This is a genomic window from Paenibacillus sp. VCA1, from assembly GCF_031583795.1.
Taxonomy (GTDB): Bacteria; Bacillota; Bacilli; order Paenibacillales; family Paenibacillaceae; genus Paenibacillus_AQ; species Paenibacillus_AQ albilobatus.
The window spans coordinates 157,693-176,144 of record NZ_JAVLSX010000003.1; the positions used below are offsets into that span (position 1 = coordinate 157,693).

Genomic DNA, 18,452 nt, shown 5'->3' on the forward strand with positions numbered 1-18,452 from the left:
GTATGCTGTACTCTTTGCCTCAAGAATATGGTTTAACTTTCCTTTGTGAACATTCTGTGAAATTGTTCCGGACGTTCTTTTCGGATGCCAAAATGATGCAAAATCGCCTGAACGATCCGCTCCGACGCTTTGCCGTCCCCGTAAGGATTCGCCGCCTTGCTCATCGATTCGTACAGCGCCTGATCGGTCAGCAGCGCTTTGGTGCGCCCGTACACTTTTTCCTCGTCCGTGCCTACCAGCTCGAGCGTGCCTGCCTCAATTCCCTCCGGACGTTCGGTCGTGTCGCGAAGCACGAGCACCGGAACGCCGAACGAAGGAGCTTCTTCCTGAATTCCGCCGGAATCCGTCAGAATCAGATGGGTATGCGGGAAGAAGTTATGCAAGTCTACCACATCCAGCGGGTCGATCAGCTTGATTCGTGGATGGTCGCCAAGAACGGCATGTGCCGGTTCTCTTACCGCTGGGCTTAGATGAACCGGATAGCAGATGGCGATGTCCTCGAATTCGTCGGCGATCCGTTTGACGGCGCGGAAAATATTCATGTGGGGCTCCCCTTGCGATTCGCGGCGGTGCGCCGTCATCAGGATCAGCCTTTTGCCTGCCGCCCACTCCAGAACCGGATGCGTGTAGTCCGGCTGTACCGTATATTGAAACACATCGGTAACGGTGTTGCCTGTGACATAAATGCTTGATTCATTTTTGTTTTCACGTTTCAGGTTGCCCGCGGACCAATCCGTCGGCGAAAAATGAAGATCCGCGAGGATGCCGGTCAATTGACGGTTCATCTCTTCCGGATACGGAGAAAGCTTGTTCCACGTCCGGAGTCCGGCCTCAACGTGCCCCACCTGGATTTTTTGCAGGAACGCCGCATAGCTGGCCAGGAAAGTCGTCAGCGTGTCGCCGTGCACCAGCACGATGTCCGGCTGCGCTTCGCGAAGCACGGGCTCAAGCCCCTCCAGCACGCGGATGGTAACTTCATTCAGCGTCTGCCGGTCCTTCATGACATCAAGATCGTAATCCGGCTTGATTTTGAACACGTCAAGCACCTGATCCAGCATCTGGCGATGCTGGGCGGTCACGCAGACGACCGATTCGATATGCTCAGGATGCTTTTCAAGCTCCAAAATGAGCGGCGCCATCTTGATCGCTTCCGGACGCACGCCGAAAATCGTCATCACTTTTATTTTAGACATGAACTATAACCTCTTTTCGCTTACTTGGTTCCGAACAGGCGGTCGCCGGCATCGCCGAGCCCCGGCACGATATATCCATGGTCGTCCAATTTTTCGTCAAGAGCGGCAACGTAGATGTCAACGTCCGGATGCGCCTCCTGAACCGCTTTGACGCCTTCCGGCGCAGCGATCAGGTTCATCATTTTGATCTGGGTGCAGCCGCGTTTCTTCAGCACGTCGATCGCCGCGATCGCGGAGCCTCCGGTGGCCAGCATCGGATCGATGACGATCAGCTCGCGCTCCGTCACGTCGGTAGGCAGCTTGGTGTAGTATTCGACCGGCTGCAGCGTTTCCGGATCGCGGAACAAGCCGACATGGCCCACCTTCGCCGCCGGAATGAGCTTCAGAACCCCGTCAAGCATGCCAAGACCCGCACGCAGAATCGGAATGAGTCCGAGCATGCGTCCGGCAAGCACCTTGCCGTCGACCTCGGCGACAGGCGTCTGGACCTTCACCGTTTCAAGCGGAACCTCGCGCGTAATTTCATAAGCCATCAAAGAAGCAACTTCGTCAACAAGTTCACGGAAATCTTTTGTGTTTGTCCGCACATCACGGATAAAAGTCAGCTTGTGTTGAATCAAAGGGTGATCGCAAATCACCAGTTTTCCCATTGTATTGTCCCTCCGGTAATCGTAAGTCTAAGTGCTGCCAGTGCCGGTTTGCCATGTGCAAAGACGTCTAGGTACACAAATCTTGTTTATTATATCATTCCCTGAAATGAAATTGCACCACGTTTCACATGTTTATTTTCGCCCTAAGCCGCGGAAGATTAAACCTTTTGTGACACAGGGCATAAGACGCCTGGCCGATTGTTCGCCGGATCGGTCCGGAATGGGTATGGGCTAATGCAAACAACCCGCAAGTAGCGGCCTTAGCAATGAAGCCGAATCAGCCGCTTGCGGGAATCCCTGATCTATTAAAAAAAGAGCCGGAGGCCAAGCCTCCAGCCCTTTCAGGTGTACGTCGCTTCGAAATTAATAGTTGAGTTCCGGATACAGCGGATATTGATCCGTCAGTTCCTTCACCATGGCAGCCGCTTTGGACAGCACCGTTTCGTCCTGCGGCTGCTTCAGCGTCATGGCGATAATTTTGCCGATCTTCTCCATCGCCGCTTCGTCCATGCCGCGCGAGGTGGCCGCAGGCGTGCCGATCCGGATGCCGCTCGTAACGAACGGGCTGGTCGGATCGAATGGAATCGCGTTTTTGTTGACCGTAATGCCGATGGAATCCAGCACCTTCTCGGCGTCCTTACCCGTAATGTTGACGCTGCGGGTATCGACCAGCATCAGGTGGTTGTCCGTGCCGCCGGACACGATGTTCAGGCCTTCGCCGATCAGTGTTTCGGCAAGAACCTTGGCGTTTTTCACGACGTTTTGGGCATAGGTTTTGAACGAAGGATCAAGCGCTTCGCCGAGAGCGACGGCTTTGGATGCAATGACGTGCATGAGCGGTCCGCCTTGGGTTCCAGGGAAAACCGCCTTGTCGATCGCCTGCGCCCAAGGCTGCTTGCACAAGATCATGCCGCCGCGCGGACCGCGCAGCGTTTTGTGCGTCGTCGTCGTGACGAATTGGGCGTGAGGCACCGGACTTGGATGAACGCCGGCGGCTACCAAGCCAGCGATATGGGCCATGTCGACCATGAACAATGCGCCCACGTCGTTTGCGATCGAAGCGAATGCTTCGAAGTCGATCGTGCGCGGATACGCGCTGGCGCCGGCAACGATCAGCCGCGGACGATGTTTGAATGCGGCTTTGCGCACTTCGTCGTAATCGATCAGGAAGTTGTCTTCGCGAACGCCGTATGCGACGAAGTTATACAGCAGTCCGGATGCGTTTACGGGGCTGCCGTGCGTCAAATGGCCGCCGTGCGCCAAATTCATGCCGAGCACCGTATCACCCGGCTTGATCGCGGCAAGGTATACCGCCATGTTCGCTTGTGCGCCGGAATGCGGCTGCACGTTGACGTGTTCCGCGCCAAACAGCTGCTTCGCGCGGTCGCGGGCGATATCCTCGACGATATCGACGCGTTCGCATCCGCCGTAATAACGTTTGCCCGGATAACCTTCCGCATATTTGTTCGTCAGAACGGAGCCCATCGCTTCCATTACCGCTTCGCTGACGATATTTTCGGAAGCGATCAGCTCGATGTTGCTGCGCTGCCGCTTCAGCTCCAAATTCATCGCATCCAATACCGCTGGGTCTGCTTTACGCAATTGATCCATCTTCTTGTTCCTCCCTTAAAATAAACTTTCATATTTGCGGCTCAAACAATTTAGTGGCTGACATCGTGCGAGGTGACCGCTACGGTTACGGATCGTTCTTCGTAAGAATCGATTCCGTCCCCTCCGCTGCTTTCGCATTTTATCAAAACTAATATTGAGCCATACTTGTTGCCTCTACTGCTAAATCGCCGTGTTTAATCGCAATGCGATGCACTGCCCGCATCCTGCTCCTCCGGCAATACCCGGTAGACCGCCCGCTCGCCGCCGATCAGCTTCGGGCGGGTGAACGCGGCATTAACGCGCGCTTGCCCGACGTACCGCAGCTTGGTACGGTAGGGCACGGCGACGCGCCGCAGGTGCATGCCGATCAGCGTTTCCCCGATGTCGATCCCTGCATCCGCTTCGATGGATTCGGCCAGGCACGGCTCCTTCATCGAGCGGTAGGCGGCGCTGGCCATCGACCCGCCGGCCTTCGGAACGGGAACGGCGGCCACTTCGGTAAGCCGCAGCGCCGCAAGAAGCGAACGCTCCACCACGAGTGCCCGGTTCAAATGCTCGCAGCACTGGAACGCCAGCTCGAATCCGAACTCGCCGCTGACTTCCCGGATGCCTTCCAGCAGTTCTTGGGCCACTTCGAACGCTCCCGAGGTGCCGATCCGCCGGCCAGCCACTTCGCTCGTGCTGGTTCCGACCACGACGACTTTGCCGGGGCCGAGCCCCGCCGCTTCCGCCAATTCCCGCAAAATATCCGATACTTGCTCTTTTAGCGAAACTTCCGATGGAATGCTCGGTTCAGCCGATTCCATGCGAACACCTCCCTAATGCTGCAGATAACGGTCCTCGATCGCTTTGATTTTGCTAACCCGCTGCGTATGGCGCTCCCCGCTGCTGAACGGCGTGCCGAGCCAGATTTTGGCGATTTCCTGCGCCAAGCCGGGACCGATAACGCGTTCGCCCATTGCGAGCACGTTGGAATCGTTGTGCTCCCGGGTCGCTTTGGCGGAAAATACGTCATGCACCAGCGCGCAGCGGATGCCCGGAACCTTGTTCGCAGCGATGCTCATGCCGATCCCGGTTCCGCAAATAAGAATGCCGCGATCCACTTCACCCGAGACGACCTGCTCGCATACGGGCAGGGCATAGTCCGGATAGTCCACGGAGTCAGCGCAGCTGCACCCCACGTCCACGACCTCGTGACCCATTTCCCGAATGACGGCGATGATGTCTTCCTTCAAACGCACACCCGCGTGATCTGTTCCCACAGCAATCTTCATGTTTCGAAAAACCTCCCTGAATTTCGTGCTTATGTGACTTCTTGTACATTATACCCTATTTCAAAGCCACAAGATGAAAATACCTTCACGGGGATGACGCAAAATTCCCTCATGAATACAAAAAAGAGCAGTCCGCGGGTTACCGCAGAATTGCTCTTTTGCCCAGGCGACCGGCCGTATCATCCGGTGCTCCATCGTGGTTTCATCCACAGTTGTCGCCAGTTACACCGGATCCAAGGTTTTTCACAACCATCATAAGCCATTAAGCGCCGAAAAGCAAGCCATTTCACTCTCGCCCTTCCGCCGCCTAAAAGACGGCTTTCACGGCTTCTTCCGAACGAACGGGGGCCGTCCCGCAAAAGATCCGGCGTGCGGCAGGCTGTTATCAGAACGCGCGGTAAGCCTCCAGCTTATCGAGCAACCGTTCAATCGCGGCACGGATTTCGGCCGCCGCCAAATCATAATCCTCCCGGGATCCCCCGAAAGGATCTGAAATATCGAAGCTCGGCACCCGTTGCTGGATTTCGATCAAGCGTTCCCGCTCCTCATTCGTCAGCTCCTGTCCGAGCGAGCGTTTGACCTCCCAAGTCGCGTACAGGCCGTCCAGCTCTTTCAGGTCGTTTAACACGCTCTCGTCGTCTTCCACGTATTCTTTCAGCGTGTACACTTTGTCCGCCGCCTGCGGAAAGTTCCGGATGACCTGCTGCTTATGGCTTTGGGTAAGCGTAAGGATCAAATCGGACCAATCCACCGCATCCGGCTTCAACGATTTTGATGTCAGACGGTCATCGATCTCGTGGTCGCGCAAAACGGCTTCCGCATGACGCGACATCGATAAGCCGTCCATCGCCGCGACGCCGGCGGAACGGGCTTCGACAGCGATGCCGCGGTCTTTGGCCATTTTGCGGAGAAGAGCTTCCGCCATCGGGCTGCGGCACGTGTTCCCGGTACACACAAACAAGATATGTTTCACGTCTATCGCACCTCCCGGATTGTTCTTTGGCGATTATTGTATCAAAAGATAAAGGCGAGGCCAAATGCCAGCAGGATTACACCTCCCAGCGCCTCCCCGTAGTCCCCCAGGTTGCGGCTGGCCCTCCGGCCCAGCATGAGCCCCAATACCGACATCGCCCCGCCGCTGATTCCAAAGGCCAAAACGGTAAACGCCAAATTGCTTTGGAACATCCCGAGCGAAAGCCCGACGGAAAAGGAATCCACGCTGACGCTCAAGGCGAACAGCATCATGCCCAGCAGCGAGCGATGGTCGATCACCCGGTCCTCCCCGCTTTTAAAAGAGCCGAACACCATGTGGACCCCAAGCAGGATGAGCAGTCCTCCGGCAACGTAATCCGCCACCTGCCCAAGCAAAGAGCTCATGTATTGCCCGGCGTACATGCCCAAAAGCGGCATCAGGATATGAAACATGCCGATGAGCGCGCTGATCTTCAACACATGCAGCAGGCGAATCCCTTTCATGCCGATCCCGATGCCCAGAGAAAAAGCATCCATACCAAGTGCCGCGGCCATAATGAGGATCGCAATCAGCTGACCCAAACCGGCGGATGTCTCCAACATTCCAATTCCCCCATGTCCGTTAGGTTCTTGTACAACCATATGCGGACATGTGGACAATCATGACTTGTACGTTCTGGCGGCCAAGCTATCGAAAAGTTCAATCAAGCCGGATCACGCGCTGTCCCGCCGCCTTTCGGAGACGATTCATAATCGCGGCTCCCAGTCCTTCTTCCGGGCAAGCCTCGGATAAAATAAAACCGATGCCCTCCTCGTCCATCCGGCGGAGGGCGGCGTACAGGCGATGCGCAGCCGCGCTTAAATCGGACAAGCTGCCCAGGCTTTCAATGCAATCGGCTTGGTAACGCCCGATGTGCTCCTCGAAAGCGAGAACCCCGGTTCGCTCGCCGCGGGCAGCCGCTTCCCGCAAGCTCCGGCTGATCCAATCGGACACTCCCGCCGCCGACGGCCCGGCGACGATCCGAAGCACGCCCTTCGGGGCGTAATGGGTATATTTCATCCCGGGAGCTCTCGGAGCTTCGATGTGGTCGCTCCCGGCGTCGGGCAAGAGCGCCGGGTCCAAACGCACGGGCGCTCCCGCCGCCTGCGACAGCTGCTCCAGCGTGACGCCCCCCGGACGGAGAACGATGACGGAACCGTCCTCCGCCACCTGAACGACGGTCGATTCGACGCCGACGCCGGTCGCGCCGCCATCGACGATGCCGCCGATCGTGCCGGCCAGGTCTTCCATCACATGGCCGGCCAGCGTCGGGCTCGGGCGTCCCGAACGGTTGGCGCTCGGCGCCGCCACGGGACAGCCCGATTCCGCGATGAGCGCCAGCGCCACCGGGTGATCCGGCATCCGGATCCCCACCGTGTCCAGTCCTGCCGTCACTCGGGGCGACAGCGCGCCGGGCCGAACCGGCAGCACGATCGTCAGCGGCCCCGGCCAGAAGGCATCCATCAGCCGCTGTGCCGCAGGACTCACCGCCTTCACCAGTCCGTCCAGTCCGCCCCGGTTCGCAATATGGACGATAAGCGGATTATCCGACGGTCTGCCCTTCGCCGCAAATACCGCCTCGACCGCCTCCGTCGAACGCGCGTCCGCGCCAAGACCGTACACCGTTTCGGTCGGAAACGCGACCACGCCTCCTTCCCGAAGAATCGCAGCCGCCGGCTTCAGTTCCTCCCGCAGCTTGGCAGGATCGGACAATAGTTCCGGCCCGATGCGCCAAAAAGGAGTGGACGGCCGCCCCGTCCCAAGCTCTTGATCAGTATGTTCCATGGATATCCCTGTCTTTCTGTCGAATGGTTCACCCGGTATCGAAAAAGGCTCAAAACGAATCAATGCTGCGGCGGCCGGCCCGTAAAGCCGTTCAACCTCCGTACGCCTAGCAATGATTGTGACGTTGAGCCGTTTTAATCCTAATTTACCGCGTATATATTGTACCCCTATATTACCACACCTGAAACGAAGGTTGTAACCGGCCGATCCGTACGGAAACCAGTGTCCCCGTATCCGAATCGTTTAGAACAAAGCTTTAAACCAGCTGAAGATCCCTTCTAACAGATCCCAAAGGAAGAATCGAACCTCCGGTTCGGAAGCTTTGACCGGCGCCTGCTCCGAAGCCTTTACGGTTTTCCCTTCCGGGTCTCCCGGTTTGTAGGCCGTCTTTTTCGCCTTGCCCTGCGCCTTGGCCGTTTCCGCTTTGGCCGCCGGCTGCGCCGCAGCATCGCCGCTGCCGGCGTCGATGAAGCAAAGCGGCGGGAACAGCACGCACCACCAGTTCTGGCCTTTGCCGGCACCCAGCGTAATCCGCAGCGCTTCATAGTTGCCTGCCGGATAAACCGTTCCTCCGTACAATTTCGTAGGGAATGGAACGACACCCAGCTCTACGCTGTATTCATAGTCGATCCCCTTCTTCCCCAATTCCCTTCCGACCAGTTCGTTTATTTCGGGCAAATGCTCCCGAATCGTCTTCCGCGCCTCCTCCAGGCTTTGCGGATTGTCCAGCTCCTGTACCCATGCATCCATTTGCTCGACCACCGCATCGCGGATTTGCCTTTTGACCAGCTGGTCGTCCGGATTATCGGAGTTGGCCAAAATGCGCAGACGGATCGATTCCTGGGGAATCGGCCCCCCGGCAACGGCGGCGTCCGTTTTTTGCGCTTCCCAAGTCATGGCAAGCATCAACATGATACAAAAAATAATGGCGGTATTCTTAACCAAAGACCGCAAGCGGTCTTCTTTTTCGTTATGATTCCACATGCCTTTCGCGCCCCCTCTATCAAATCCTGCTATGATACTGACCAGTATGGCCGAAAATGATAGAGTCTAAACCCGGCAGTCTATGAATCTAGCGAAAAAATAAAAAGGTGTCTACTGAGCTCCGAAGAAAGCATCGCATGTATCGACGGTTTTTCCGAGGCGCAAGCGTACGGTTTTCGAAGCCCTACACTTTCCTTGCAATGAAAAAGGCCGCTTCTCCTTGCCGTTAAAGGCAAGGAAAAACGGACCTATTCGATCAAGCCTGCTTGGTGGCCGACATTTTCTGCGGCGCCGGCGAGACGATATCCTCGCTAACTTCATGCCCGTGAACGCGAACGCTCATCACGATGCCGATGCTGGCCACATTGATGAGGAGCGACGTGCCGCCGTAGCTGATGAACGGAAGCGTGATCCCCGTCAGCGGCATGAGGCCGATAAACGCGCCGATATTTTCAAAAATTTGATACAGCATCATGGATATGACCCCGACGATCAGCAGCGGCCCCGCCCGGTCCCGGCATTCGAGGCAAATCAGGATCATCCGGTGGATCAAAATGAAATACAGCAGCAGAACGACCGATGACCCGACAAATCCGAACTCCTCGGCGATTTCCACGAAAATCGAGTCGGAATACGTGTAAGGCACGCGGCCGGACTGCACCGACGTTCCCTGCATGTACCCTTCGCCCATCATGCCGCCGGAGGCGATGGCAAGCTTGGCGTTTTTCGTATGGTACGAGGCCTTGGCCGTCGCCTTATCGGGAACGAGCCAAGGATCGATCCGTTCCGTCCAATGCTCTCGCCCGATATTTTTCAAAAATTTCTCGATGTTGTCATGGAAATGGATGTAAGAAAAAATTCCGCCGACAGCCACCGCCGCCAAAATAACGAGGGCCAGAAACGCATGCAGAAATTTGATATTGCCGATCCACAGCAGCCCAAGCAATATGAGAATATAGCTGAGGGCGTTACCGAGGTCGTTTTGAACCATAACCAGCGCAAACGGAATGAAGGTCAGACCCCCAATCGGCAGCACGTCTCTCCATAACGAGAGTTTGGCCTTCGGCCTTTTCATCAATAAGTACGTCAGGAAAATGATCAAAATCAGCTTAAACAGCTCGGCCGGCTGAAGGCTGAATCCTCCGAACTTAATCCACCCCTGGGCACCGTTCACATCGGACCCGATAAAGTTGACGGCAATCAGCAGCAATATCCCGAACAAATAGATATATAACGCATATTTAACGAGCACCTTGTAATCCAATAAAACCAGTCCGAAAAATACGACAAACGCCAAAATGTAAAAATACAGCATTTTGATGTGAGAGCCCGCAAACTTGGTCCCCGTCGTGACGCTGTATATCGCCATAATGCTGACGCCCATGAATATCAAAAGTATAAACACGACGACATAATCCACTTTTTTCAGCTTTTGAAGCATGTGCTATCCCCCTGTGCGGGCCTCTCCCGCCCTTCTTGCCGTGATCCTAGTTAAAAACTCACTGTACTATTGTAATGGAATAGCAGCCCCATATTCAATTCCTGTTAAATCCATTGCGAATACGCTGGAAAACCTTGCCGTACCAGCCGCTTTCCACCGTACTTTCCGGAAGCGGAAACGGCTCTTCCTCCTCCTGCCCGTGAATCCGGATGCTCATGACGACCCCGATGCTCACCATGTTGATGACCAGCGAGGTCCCCCCAAAGCTGATAAAAGGGAGCGTGATGCCGGTCAGCGGCATGAGGCCGATAAATGCGCCGATGTTGACGAAAATCTGATAGACGAACATCGTGATGATGCCCGTGATCAAATAAGGCCCCGCCCGGTCGCGGCAATCCGCCGCAATCAGCACCATCCGGTGGATCAGGATAAAATAAAGCAAAAGCAGCACCGAAGAGCCGATAAAGCCGTATTCTTCGGCAATCTGCACGAAAATCGAATCGGCATAGGCCAGCGGCACGCGCTCGGACTGGATCGTCGTTCCTTTCATGTAGCCTTTGCCTTCGATCCCGCCGGAACCGATGGCCAGCTTTGCGTTGTACGTCTGCCAGCTGACGTCGCGGGAGGCGAGATCCGGCACCAGCCACGGGTCAAAACGGGCGATCCAGTGCTTTTTGCCGAGATCCTCGCTTATCAGCTTGACCGCCTTGTCATGATAATGGATGTAAGCCTGGATGCCGCCAAACACCGCGGCGAAGGCGACCGCCAAAGCGATGAAGGCATGGCTGTATTTGATGTTGCCGACCCAAAGCAGTCCCGCCAAAATGACCATGTAGCTGAGCGCGTTGCCGAGGTCGTTCTGCAGCATCACGAGCGCCCACGGCACAAGAGTGACAAAACCGAGCGGAACCACGTCCCGCCAGAACTTCAGTTTGTTTTTCCGCTTCCGCATCAGGAGGAAGGATATGAAAATGATGAGAAACAGTTTGAACAATTCGGCCGGCTGCAGACTGAGGCCGCCCGGGAGTGTGATCCACCCCTTGGCGCCGTAATACTCGTTACCGAAAAATAGCACCAGCACCAGCAGCATCAAGCCGAACAAATAAATATATAAGGCATACCTGATCAGCAGCTTGTAGCTGGTCAGCGAGAAACTCAAAAAGGCCGCGAAACCGACCGCATAATAAACGGCCATCCGCTCCGAATAGTGCCCGATTTTCGGCCTGCCCGCCGTGACGCTGTAAATGGAAAACAGGCTGAACGCCATCAACGCAAGCAGGATGAAAATGATGGACATGTCCATACGTTTGAATTTCTGCAGCATGCGGCATCCTCCAATATGTTTTGGATTTGGCGAAATCCCCAAGCCTCAATACCTCTATTGTAGTTTAAACCGGATGCAAAGAAAAATTTACCGCGGCATATTCGAAATGCCGATCACATGACGCTCGATGCCGGCAAGATCGGGGACGATAATGATTTCGTCCCAATGGCCGGCGGCGCGCAGCAGCGCCGCCACGTCCCGTGCCTGCCCCTGCCCGAGCTCGAAGGCGATGAGCCGGGGCGGGGCCTGGAGCAGCGGCAGCTGCTCCATCATGAGGCGGTACGGGACGAGTCCGTCCGTGCCGCCGTCGAGAGCGGTGCGCGGCTCGTGGTCGCGCACCTCCCGCTGCAGGCCGGCGATGTCGGCCGCAGGGATGTACGGCGGGTTGGACACCAGAATGTCCAACCAACCGCCCGCAAACGGCTCAAGCAGGTTGCCTTCCAGGAAGTCAACCTGCGCGCCGTTTGCGGCGGCGTTGCGCGCGGCGACCCGCAGCGCGTCCGCCGAGATGTCGCTGGCACGGACATGCCAGCGCGGGGCGTGCAGCGCCAGCGTGACCGCGATGGCGCCGCTGCCGGTGCCGATGTCGGCGCACTCAAGCTTGCGCAGCGCGCCGCCTTTGCCCGATGCCCCTTCGCCGGAGGCATCGGGTCCGCCTGGAGCGCCGCTTCGCGCGGCGCCCTCCGGCCACAGCCGCTCGGCCTGCGCCAGCACGGCCTCCACGAGCAGTTCCGTTTCCGGCCGCGGAATGAGCACGGCCGGCGTCACCTCAAACGGGATGCCGTAAAATTCCTGCATCCCGATAATGTACTGCGCCGGCTCCCCGGCCCCGCGGCGCGACACCGCCCGCTCCCAAGCTTCGCGGCGCTCCCCGGGAAACGGCTCGGGCAAGGCCATGTAATAGGAAGCGCCTTCCAGCCCCAGCACATGCTCCAGAAGCAGCTGGGCGCTGCGCTGCGGCTCCGTCACGCCGCACGCGCTTAAAAAAGAGGAAGCCTCAACAAAGGCTTCCCGTATCGTTTGCTTTGGCGTCATCACGAATGTGGTTTCTTGCAAAGCATTATTCCCCTTTTTCCATCAATTCCGCCTGCTCGGCAATGTTCAGGGCGGAAATGATTTCCTCGATTTCGCCGTTCATCACTTGATCGAGCTTATGCAGCGTCAAGCCGATCCGGTGATCCGTCACGCGGCTTTGCGGGAAGTTGTAAGTCCGGATCCGCTCGCTGCGGTCCCCGGTGCCGACTTTGCTTTTGCGCTCGCCGGCGTATTTCGCTTCCTCTTCCTGGCGTTTCATATCGAAAATGCGGGCGCGCAGCACCTGCAGCGCCTTTTCTTTGTTCGAGTTTTGCGATTTTCCGTCCTGGCAGGTGGCTACGATCCCGGTCGGGATGTGCGTCACCCGCACGGCGGATTTGGTCGTGTTGACGGATTGTCCGCCCGCGCCGCTGGAACAGAACGTGTCCACGCGGATATCCTTGTCGAGAATTTCGATGTCGATATCTTCGACCTCCGGCATGACGGCCACCGTCGAGGTCGACGTATGGATCCGCCCGCCCGATTCCGTCGCCGGAATGCGCTGCACGCGGTGCGCTCCGCTTTCGTATTTCAATTTGCTGTACGCGCCGCGGCCGTTGATCATGAAGATGACCTCTTTAAAGCCGCCAAGGTCGTTCATGTTGGCTTCCATAAGCTCCACGCGCCAGCCTTGAGTATCGGCATAACGGGTGTACATGCGGTACAGATCAGACGCAAACAGCGCCGCTTCGTCGCCGCCTGCGGCGCCACGGATTTCGACGATGACGTTTTTGTCGTCGTTCGGATCTTTGGGCAGCAGCAGAACGCGGATGCGCTCTTCAAGCTCGGTCTGCCGGGCGGTCAGCTCTTCGATTTCCATTTTGACCATTTCGCGCATGTCGTCGTCGAGCTTTTCGCCCTGCATCGCTTTGGCAGCTTCCAGCTCTTCCGTTACGGTTTTATATTCAGTATAAGCCTCGTAAGCAGGCTGTAAGTCGGATTGTTCCTTCGAATATTCCCGAAGTCGCTTGCTGTCGTTCACAACGTCAGGGTCGCACAGCAGCTCGCTCAGTTTTTCGTAGCGGTCTGCCAAGGCTTGCAATCGGTCCAACAAGGGGGGTCACCTCTCCTGTTTTTTAATATATTCCGGGGCCCCGCAAAGTAATCGGAATAAGCTTCAGAGGCCGCTCGTCACTTTATGGGGCTATTTAAAGTGCTTTAAGTATCATATGAAGAAAAAGCCGTTTATCCTTTTGTTAACATACCATGGACAGACGACTTTTTATTATACCATGAATCATTCGTTTTTTCCAGCCTCAAAACAGGGACCCACGGAACGCGAAACTGCCGGGCTTCAAGCTTCCCGGTTTGAGGGCCATGCCGATGGCTAAACCTTATTTTATTACCAAAATGAGAAGCATGCAAAGGCCATCGACAAAACCTTCGGAGCCCTTGCCCCTCTTTGACCGATACATGCCGATCCGCTTTCGCGGAGATGTTTTTATCGCTATCGTTCCAAAATAAAACGCAGCATTCTTCGGCCATGCGGTACAATGGAAAAAAGTTTTTTAAAAATCTTGCAGGGTTCGTTCCGGGCCCGTCGTCAAACGAAATGAAACAGGAGGAGGGGAGAAGACTGGAAGAGTTGCAGTGGGTCCGGGCCGTCAAGGCCGGCCATCCGGAAGCTTACAAATTTCTGGTGCAGCGGTACCAAAACATGGTGTACCACGTGTGCCTTAAAATAACATCCGACGAAACGTCGGCCAAAGATTTGTCGCAGGACATTTTCATGAAGGCTTATTCCGCCCTTCCCGCCTTCCGCGAGGATTCCTCCTTCTCCACTTGGCTGTACCAGATCGCCGTCCGCAAATGTCTCGACTGGAAGCGCGCGCAGCAGCGCGAGCAGGCGCGGCGGAGTCCGGGAGAAGTCAGCGAAAACGACTGGGTCACCAATGAGACCCCGGAACAAATCGTGTTGTCGGAAGAAAGGAGCAGCAGGCTCCGAAGGATGGTCGACGAGCTCGCTGAGCCGTACCGGTCGGCCGTCCGGATGTATTATTTCGAGCAGTGCTCTTATCAGGAAATCGCCGAACGGCGCGGAATTACCGCCAAAACGGTGGAATCCCAGCTGTACCGCGCAAGGGCCATGATGCGAAAGAAAGGAGAGGAATTACGATGAAATGCGAATTGATCCAATATCAACTGGGGGCTTATACCGCTGGGGAACTTCCTCCTGAATCCTCCCTTTATATCGAACAGCATCTGCGTACCTGTCCTGCGTGTCAGGCATGGCACAAGGAGGTGCAGGAAATGGCCCTCATCTGGCAGCAGCCTGACCAGGAGACCGATTTTCCAGATTTAACGGCGGACATCATGGGTGAAATCCGGCAGATGCCGCCTCTATATACGCGCCAGGCTTCGCGAATGAGACCTAGGAATTCCCGAAAATCGGTGATCGCCCATTTCGGGGTGGCGGCTTGCTTGGCCTTCTGCCTGTTCCAGTTCGGCGTGTTCGAACATTTGAGCTCAGGCATTTCGCAGGCGACCGAAATCTTCTCGCATTCCGTAAATCACTTATTTAAGGAGGGTAAACGATGATTAAAAAAAGTAGATGGCTTACGTTTTTGCTCGCGCTCATTCCCGGTGTGGGACACCTGTATCTTGGATTCGCCAAACAAGGACTGCAACTTATGATCGGAACCGCAGCCTGCATCATTTTGATTCCGTCCATTCCGATGATCTTCTCGTTCGCGCTGGCGATTCTCTGGTTTTACCAGCTGTTCGACGCGCTGCAAAGAGCGGCCTGGATGAAAGCCGCGGCCCTGGAGCATGAACGCATGATGATGGGCCAGGAGACCTTCGGATATCCTTGGTCGATGCAGGATTTAATGGCAATGGGCGGATATCCGCGGGAAAACCAGCTGAATCCGGTTTGGACCGGGGTCGGCTGCGTCCTTGCAGGCGCCGCGGTGCTGCTCGTGACCATTTTTCCAGCGCTCTGGCATTGGGTGCTTCAGGAAAATACGGCCAGCTTCCTGCTCGCCGTCGCATTAATCGGCTACGGCTTGCGGCTGCTGTTAAAAAAACCCGATCGTAGAGGGAGCGAATCTTTATGAACCCCCCAGTGAATCAGACGCCTCCGCCCATCAAGGTCGGCCGTTGGACTTCCGCCATCGGCCTGATCGGCGTCGGCGTCATCGTTTTATTGCAATTCAACAACATCATTTCATCCGAGGCGCTTAAATATGTTTGGCCCATGCTGCTTATTCTTCTTGGCGTCGAGGTGGTGATCGCCAATATCATCCACTCCGAAAGAAGAGTCCGGCTTGGCGGCTTCAGCGTGACGATCCTGATTCTTCTGCTGCTGGTTAGCACGGTCCAGACCGTGCTGCCGGATCTAGGCGGCTTGTTCAACCGCGGTTATGTCGGCGCCGTTCAAGGCCAAACGGAAGTAGGGAGCGGCATCAAACGCGTCGAGATCAAGGTCGACCATGGGAAAGTCAACGTCACCGGCACCGAAGATGCCAAGCTAACCTACGACGGAAAATTCCGGTTCCGTGACGCTAAAAACCAGGAAGATGCCGATCGGAAAGCCAAGGAAAGATGGAAGGTTAGTCCGTCCGGAGACACGCTCGTCCTTTCGCTCGAAGATAATCCCGGAGTCTTGTTTCAAATCGGTTTCTTCCCTGATGAGGAATATGTGAACGTATCCGTGCCGAAATCGCTTGAGGTCGAGGTTCGTACCAAAAACGACTCGGTGATCGGGAAGCAACTGGACGCCGGCTTCACGGCCGTGACCACCAATTCGTCCATCACGCTGGAGCAAGTAAAAGGCAACGTATCCGCTTCAACGACGAACGGGGCGGTTCGGGTGGCGGACATCGGCGGCTCTGCACAGCTGAAATCAACCAACGGGTCCCTTACGATCGATCGCGTCGCCGGAGAGGTAACCGCCAAGACGACCAACGGAGCGATCCGGGGCACTTCTGCCATTGGCGGCGACTGGACCTGCAGCAGCACGAACGGCAGCATTAACCTTAAGGTGCCTGAAAACGCGAGCGCCGAAATTAAAGCCAAAACCTCCAATTCGTCCATCGGCGGCAGCATCGCGTGGGCCGAGGATGGCGGCGACAACCGTAAACGCGCCATGATTGGCGACGGTTCCCATCATGTCGAGCTGACGACATCCAACGGCAGCATCAAAGTGAATTACGAGAACTAAAAAAATAAGCAACCGATAAGGATGGTTAATCCTTCATTGTTTACGGGAGACGTTTTCCGGAAAATATCTGAAAAATCGGGCTTCAAGGTTCCATATCTTGAAAGCCCGATTTTTGCTCCAAAACCCGCTCGCCAAATTCGATCATGAATGCCGATCCGGGTTCTTTCCCATATCTCGCCCCTACCCATTTATTCATCAACCAGCTCCAATAAATAATCCGTATATTCTTCCTCGCTCATGTTCGAAATCGCGGCAGCCAGCTTATCCTGGGCTTGTGCGGCCGGCAGGCGCTCATAATCGGTTTTGCTTATCTTTGCCATCCGCGCCCGATAATCGGGCGTGCTGTTCCGCTCAATATATTGAATGACCTGCTGCAAGGGCATTTTTTTGAGCGTCCAAATACTGATGTCCTGACTCAACAGATTCTCCCCCTTTAACCTTTCATAATGCATGTATTCCTATAGTGTCCGGCCACCGGCGGCCCCATTCCGTGATTGTCGGCGCTCACGCCAAAAAGGCTGCCCCTGGGCAAGCTGCACCTCTTTGCTAATCGCATGACTAACAATCGGGTACAGTGCGCGTCGGGACAGCCCTTAACTACCACTGCTCTAGTATTACACTGTATTACACGTTAAACCGGAAATGCATGACGTCGCCGTCGGCAACGACGTAGTCCTTGCCTTCGAGGCGGAGCTGGCCGCGTTCTTTGGCTGCGTTCATGCTGCCGGCAGCCATCAGGTCGTCGTAGGAAACGACCTCCGCCCGGATGAACCCGCGCTCAAAGTCCGAATGGATGACGCCCGCAGCCTGCGGCGCTTTCATTCCTTTGCGGATCGTCCATGCCCGTACTTCCTGAACGCCGGCCGTAAAATACGTATAGAGGCCGAGAAGACGGTATGCCGCTTTAATCAAGCGGTTCAAGCCGGATTCCTCAAGGCCCAGCTCTTCAAGGAACATCGCCTTGTCCTCGCCTTCAAGCTCGGCGATTTCGGCTTCGACCTTGGCGCTGATCGGCACGACCTCGGCATGCTCGGCCGCCGCGAAATCCTTAACCTGCTGCACATACGGATTGCTGTCCGCATCGGCCACGCCGTCTTCGCTGACATTGGCGGCATAGAGGACCGGCTTCATCGTCAGCAGGTGCAAATCGCGCAGCACGACCTTCTCGTCATCGGACAGCTCTACGCTGCGCGCAGGCTGGTCGTTGTACAGCGCTTCTTTCACGCGCTCCAGAATGGCGATCTCCTGCTCGTATTGCTTGTTGCCGCCTTTCATGTTTTTACGGGCGCGATCGATCCGTTTGTCGACGCTCTCCAGGTCGGCGAGAATCAGCTCCAGGTTGATCGTCTGGATGTCGCTGACCGGATCCACTTTCCCGTCGACGTGTGTAATGTTCTCGTCCTCGAAGCATCTGACGACATGGACGATCGCATCCACTTCACGGATGTGGGCCAAAAATTTGTTGCCGAGCCCTTCGCCTTTACTCGCGCCGCGGACAAGGCCGGCGATATCCACGAATTCGAACGCGGTCGGCACGGTTTTGTTCGGCTGCACAAGCTCGGTAAGCTTGTCCAGACGCTCGTCCGGCACCTCCACGACGCCGACGTTCGGATCGATCGTGCAGAACGGATAGTTTGCGGATTCCGCACCCGCCTGCGTAATCGCGTTAAACAAAGTGGATTTGCCGACGTTCGGCAATCCCACGATACCTGCTTTCAAAGCCATCGATATGACACTCCTATTTCATATTGGACTAGGCAAAAGCCCGAATGATTTGAAGGATTCGAAAAAATCCCCATCTATTAAACGGAAATAAAAATACGCAAACCTTGCAACCAACCGCTGCGCTTGCGCAGCCTCTCAATCCTACCCATTATATATTAGAACCAGGGGGGCATCAAGACAAAGGCGGCGTACCGTCAGTCCGCGCCAAAACGCCCCT

At 56.0% G+C, this 18,452-nt stretch carries 19 protein-coding genes and 1 riboswitch; of the genes, 4 read left to right on the forward strand and 15 right to left on the reverse strand.

Features of this window, described 5'->3' with window-relative positions:
- Positions 1-32 precede the first annotated feature (32 nt).
- The 13 genes from wecB to prfA form a co-directional block, all read right to left on the reverse strand.
- On the reverse strand, positions 33-1,193 hold the full coding sequence (gene wecB / locus RJP21_RS07375) for a non-hydrolyzing UDP-N-acetylglucosamine 2-epimerase (RefSeq protein WP_310858718.1): 1,161 nt from the start codon (positions 1,191-1,193) through the stop codon (positions 33-35).
- 20 nt (positions 1,194-1,213) lie between these two features.
- On the reverse strand, positions 1,214-1,843 hold the full coding sequence (upp, locus tag RJP21_RS07380) for a uracil phosphoribosyltransferase (protein ID WP_036706382.1): 630 nt from the start codon (positions 1,841-1,843) through the stop codon (positions 1,214-1,216).
- Between the two features lie 363 nt (positions 1,844-2,206).
- Positions 2,207-3,454, reverse strand: a complete 1,248-nt coding sequence (gene glyA / locus RJP21_RS07385; RefSeq protein WP_160045283.1) for a serine hydroxymethyltransferase — start codon at positions 3,452-3,454, stop codon at positions 2,207-2,209.
- Positions 3,455-3,648: 194 nt separating this feature from the next.
- On the reverse strand, positions 3,649-4,260 hold the full coding sequence (locus RJP21_RS07390) for a TIGR01440 family protein (RefSeq protein ID WP_310858719.1): 612 nt from the start codon (positions 4,258-4,260) through the stop codon (positions 3,649-3,651).
- Positions 4,261-4,272: 12 nt separating this feature from the next.
- The gene (gene rpiB / locus RJP21_RS07395; RefSeq protein ID WP_160045285.1) at positions 4,273-4,728 is read right to left on the reverse strand and encodes a ribose 5-phosphate isomerase B; all 456 of its coding nucleotides are present in this window, start codon (positions 4,726-4,728) and stop codon (positions 4,273-4,275) included.
- 153 nt (positions 4,729-4,881) lie between these two features.
- A riboswitch (ZMP/ZTP riboswitch) is annotated at positions 4,882-4,964 on the reverse strand.
- A 149-nt stretch (positions 4,965-5,113) separates the two neighbouring features.
- Positions 5,114-5,701 carry a low molecular weight protein arginine phosphatase gene (locus tag RJP21_RS07400; protein ID WP_310858720.1) on the reverse strand — a complete coding sequence of 196 codons (588 nt, stop codon included), beginning with the start codon at positions 5,699-5,701 and terminating at the stop codon, positions 5,114-5,116.
- A 41-nt stretch (positions 5,702-5,742) separates the two neighbouring features.
- A complete protein-coding gene (locus RJP21_RS07405) occupies positions 5,743-6,303 on the reverse strand; it encodes a manganese efflux pump MntP (protein WP_310858721.1) in 561 nt (186 codons plus the stop codon).
- 97 nt (positions 6,304-6,400) lie between these two features.
- The gene (locus RJP21_RS07410) at positions 6,401-7,525 is read right to left on the reverse strand and encodes an L-threonylcarbamoyladenylate synthase (protein WP_310858722.1); all 1,125 of its coding nucleotides are present in this window, start codon (positions 7,523-7,525) and stop codon (positions 6,401-6,403) included.
- Between the two features lie 243 nt (positions 7,526-7,768).
- Positions 7,769-8,509, reverse strand: coding sequence for a stage II sporulation protein R (gene spoIIR / locus RJP21_RS07415; protein ID WP_397386189.1), 741 nt, complete (start codon positions 8,507-8,509; stop codon positions 7,769-7,771).
- A gap of 256 nt (positions 8,510-8,765) precedes the next feature.
- A complete protein-coding gene (locus RJP21_RS07420) occupies positions 8,766-9,950 on the reverse strand; it encodes an FtsW/RodA/SpoVE family cell cycle protein (protein ID WP_310858723.1) in 1,185 nt (394 codons plus the stop codon).
- Positions 9,951-10,044: 94 nt separating this feature from the next.
- Positions 10,045-11,274, reverse strand: coding sequence for an FtsW/RodA/SpoVE family cell cycle protein (locus tag RJP21_RS07425; RefSeq protein WP_310858724.1), 1,230 nt, complete (start codon positions 11,272-11,274; stop codon positions 10,045-10,047).
- A gap of 87 nt (positions 11,275-11,361) precedes the next feature.
- Entirely contained in the window at positions 11,362-12,330 is a 969-nt protein-coding gene (gene prmC / locus RJP21_RS07430) for a peptide chain release factor N(5)-glutamine methyltransferase (RefSeq protein ID WP_310858725.1), read from the reverse strand.
- Between the two features lie 4 nt (positions 12,331-12,334).
- The gene (gene prfA, locus RJP21_RS07435) at positions 12,335-13,402 is read right to left on the reverse strand and encodes a peptide chain release factor 1 (RefSeq protein WP_160045293.1); all 1,068 of its coding nucleotides are present in this window, start codon (positions 13,400-13,402) and stop codon (positions 12,335-12,337) included.
- A gap of 531 nt (positions 13,403-13,933) precedes the next feature.
- On the opposite strand from prfA, the gene RJP21_RS07440 reads away from it, so the two are divergent.
- From RJP21_RS07440 to RJP21_RS07455, 4 genes are read left to right on the forward strand one after another with little or no spacing between them, the layout of a single operon-like run.
- A complete protein-coding gene (locus tag RJP21_RS07440; RefSeq protein ID WP_212958341.1) occupies positions 13,934-14,467 on the forward strand; it encodes an RNA polymerase sigma factor in 534 nt (177 codons plus the stop codon).
- On the forward strand, positions 14,464-14,886 hold the full coding sequence (locus RJP21_RS07445) for a zf-HC2 domain-containing protein (RefSeq protein ID WP_160045295.1): 423 nt from the start codon (positions 14,464-14,466) through the stop codon (positions 14,884-14,886). Before RJP21_RS07440 ends, RJP21_RS07445 begins: the two co-directional genes overlap by 4 nt.
- On the forward strand, positions 14,883-15,404 hold the full coding sequence (locus RJP21_RS07450; RefSeq protein WP_310858726.1) for a hypothetical protein: 522 nt from the start codon (positions 14,883-14,885) through the stop codon (positions 15,402-15,404). Before RJP21_RS07445 ends, RJP21_RS07450 begins: the two co-directional genes overlap by 4 nt.
- Positions 15,401-16,510, forward strand: coding sequence for a DUF4097 family beta strand repeat-containing protein (locus RJP21_RS07455; RefSeq protein ID WP_310858727.1), 1,110 nt, complete (start codon positions 15,401-15,403; stop codon positions 16,508-16,510). The genes RJP21_RS07450 and RJP21_RS07455 overlap by 4 nt, the downstream gene beginning before the upstream one ends.
- Positions 16,511-16,698: 188 nt before the next feature.
- Here the strand turns inward: RJP21_RS07455 and RJP21_RS07460 are convergent, their stop codons facing one another.
- Positions 16,699-16,929: a hypothetical protein gene (locus RJP21_RS07460; RefSeq protein ID WP_310858728.1), complete on the reverse strand. Its 231-nt coding sequence runs from the start codon at positions 16,927-16,929 to the stop codon at positions 16,699-16,701.
- A gap of 205 nt (positions 16,930-17,134) precedes the next feature.
- Positions 17,135-18,235, reverse strand: coding sequence for a redox-regulated ATPase YchF (gene ychF / locus RJP21_RS07465; RefSeq protein WP_310858729.1), 1,101 nt, complete (start codon positions 18,233-18,235; stop codon positions 17,135-17,137).
- Between the last annotated feature and the right edge of the window lie 217 nt (positions 18,236-18,452).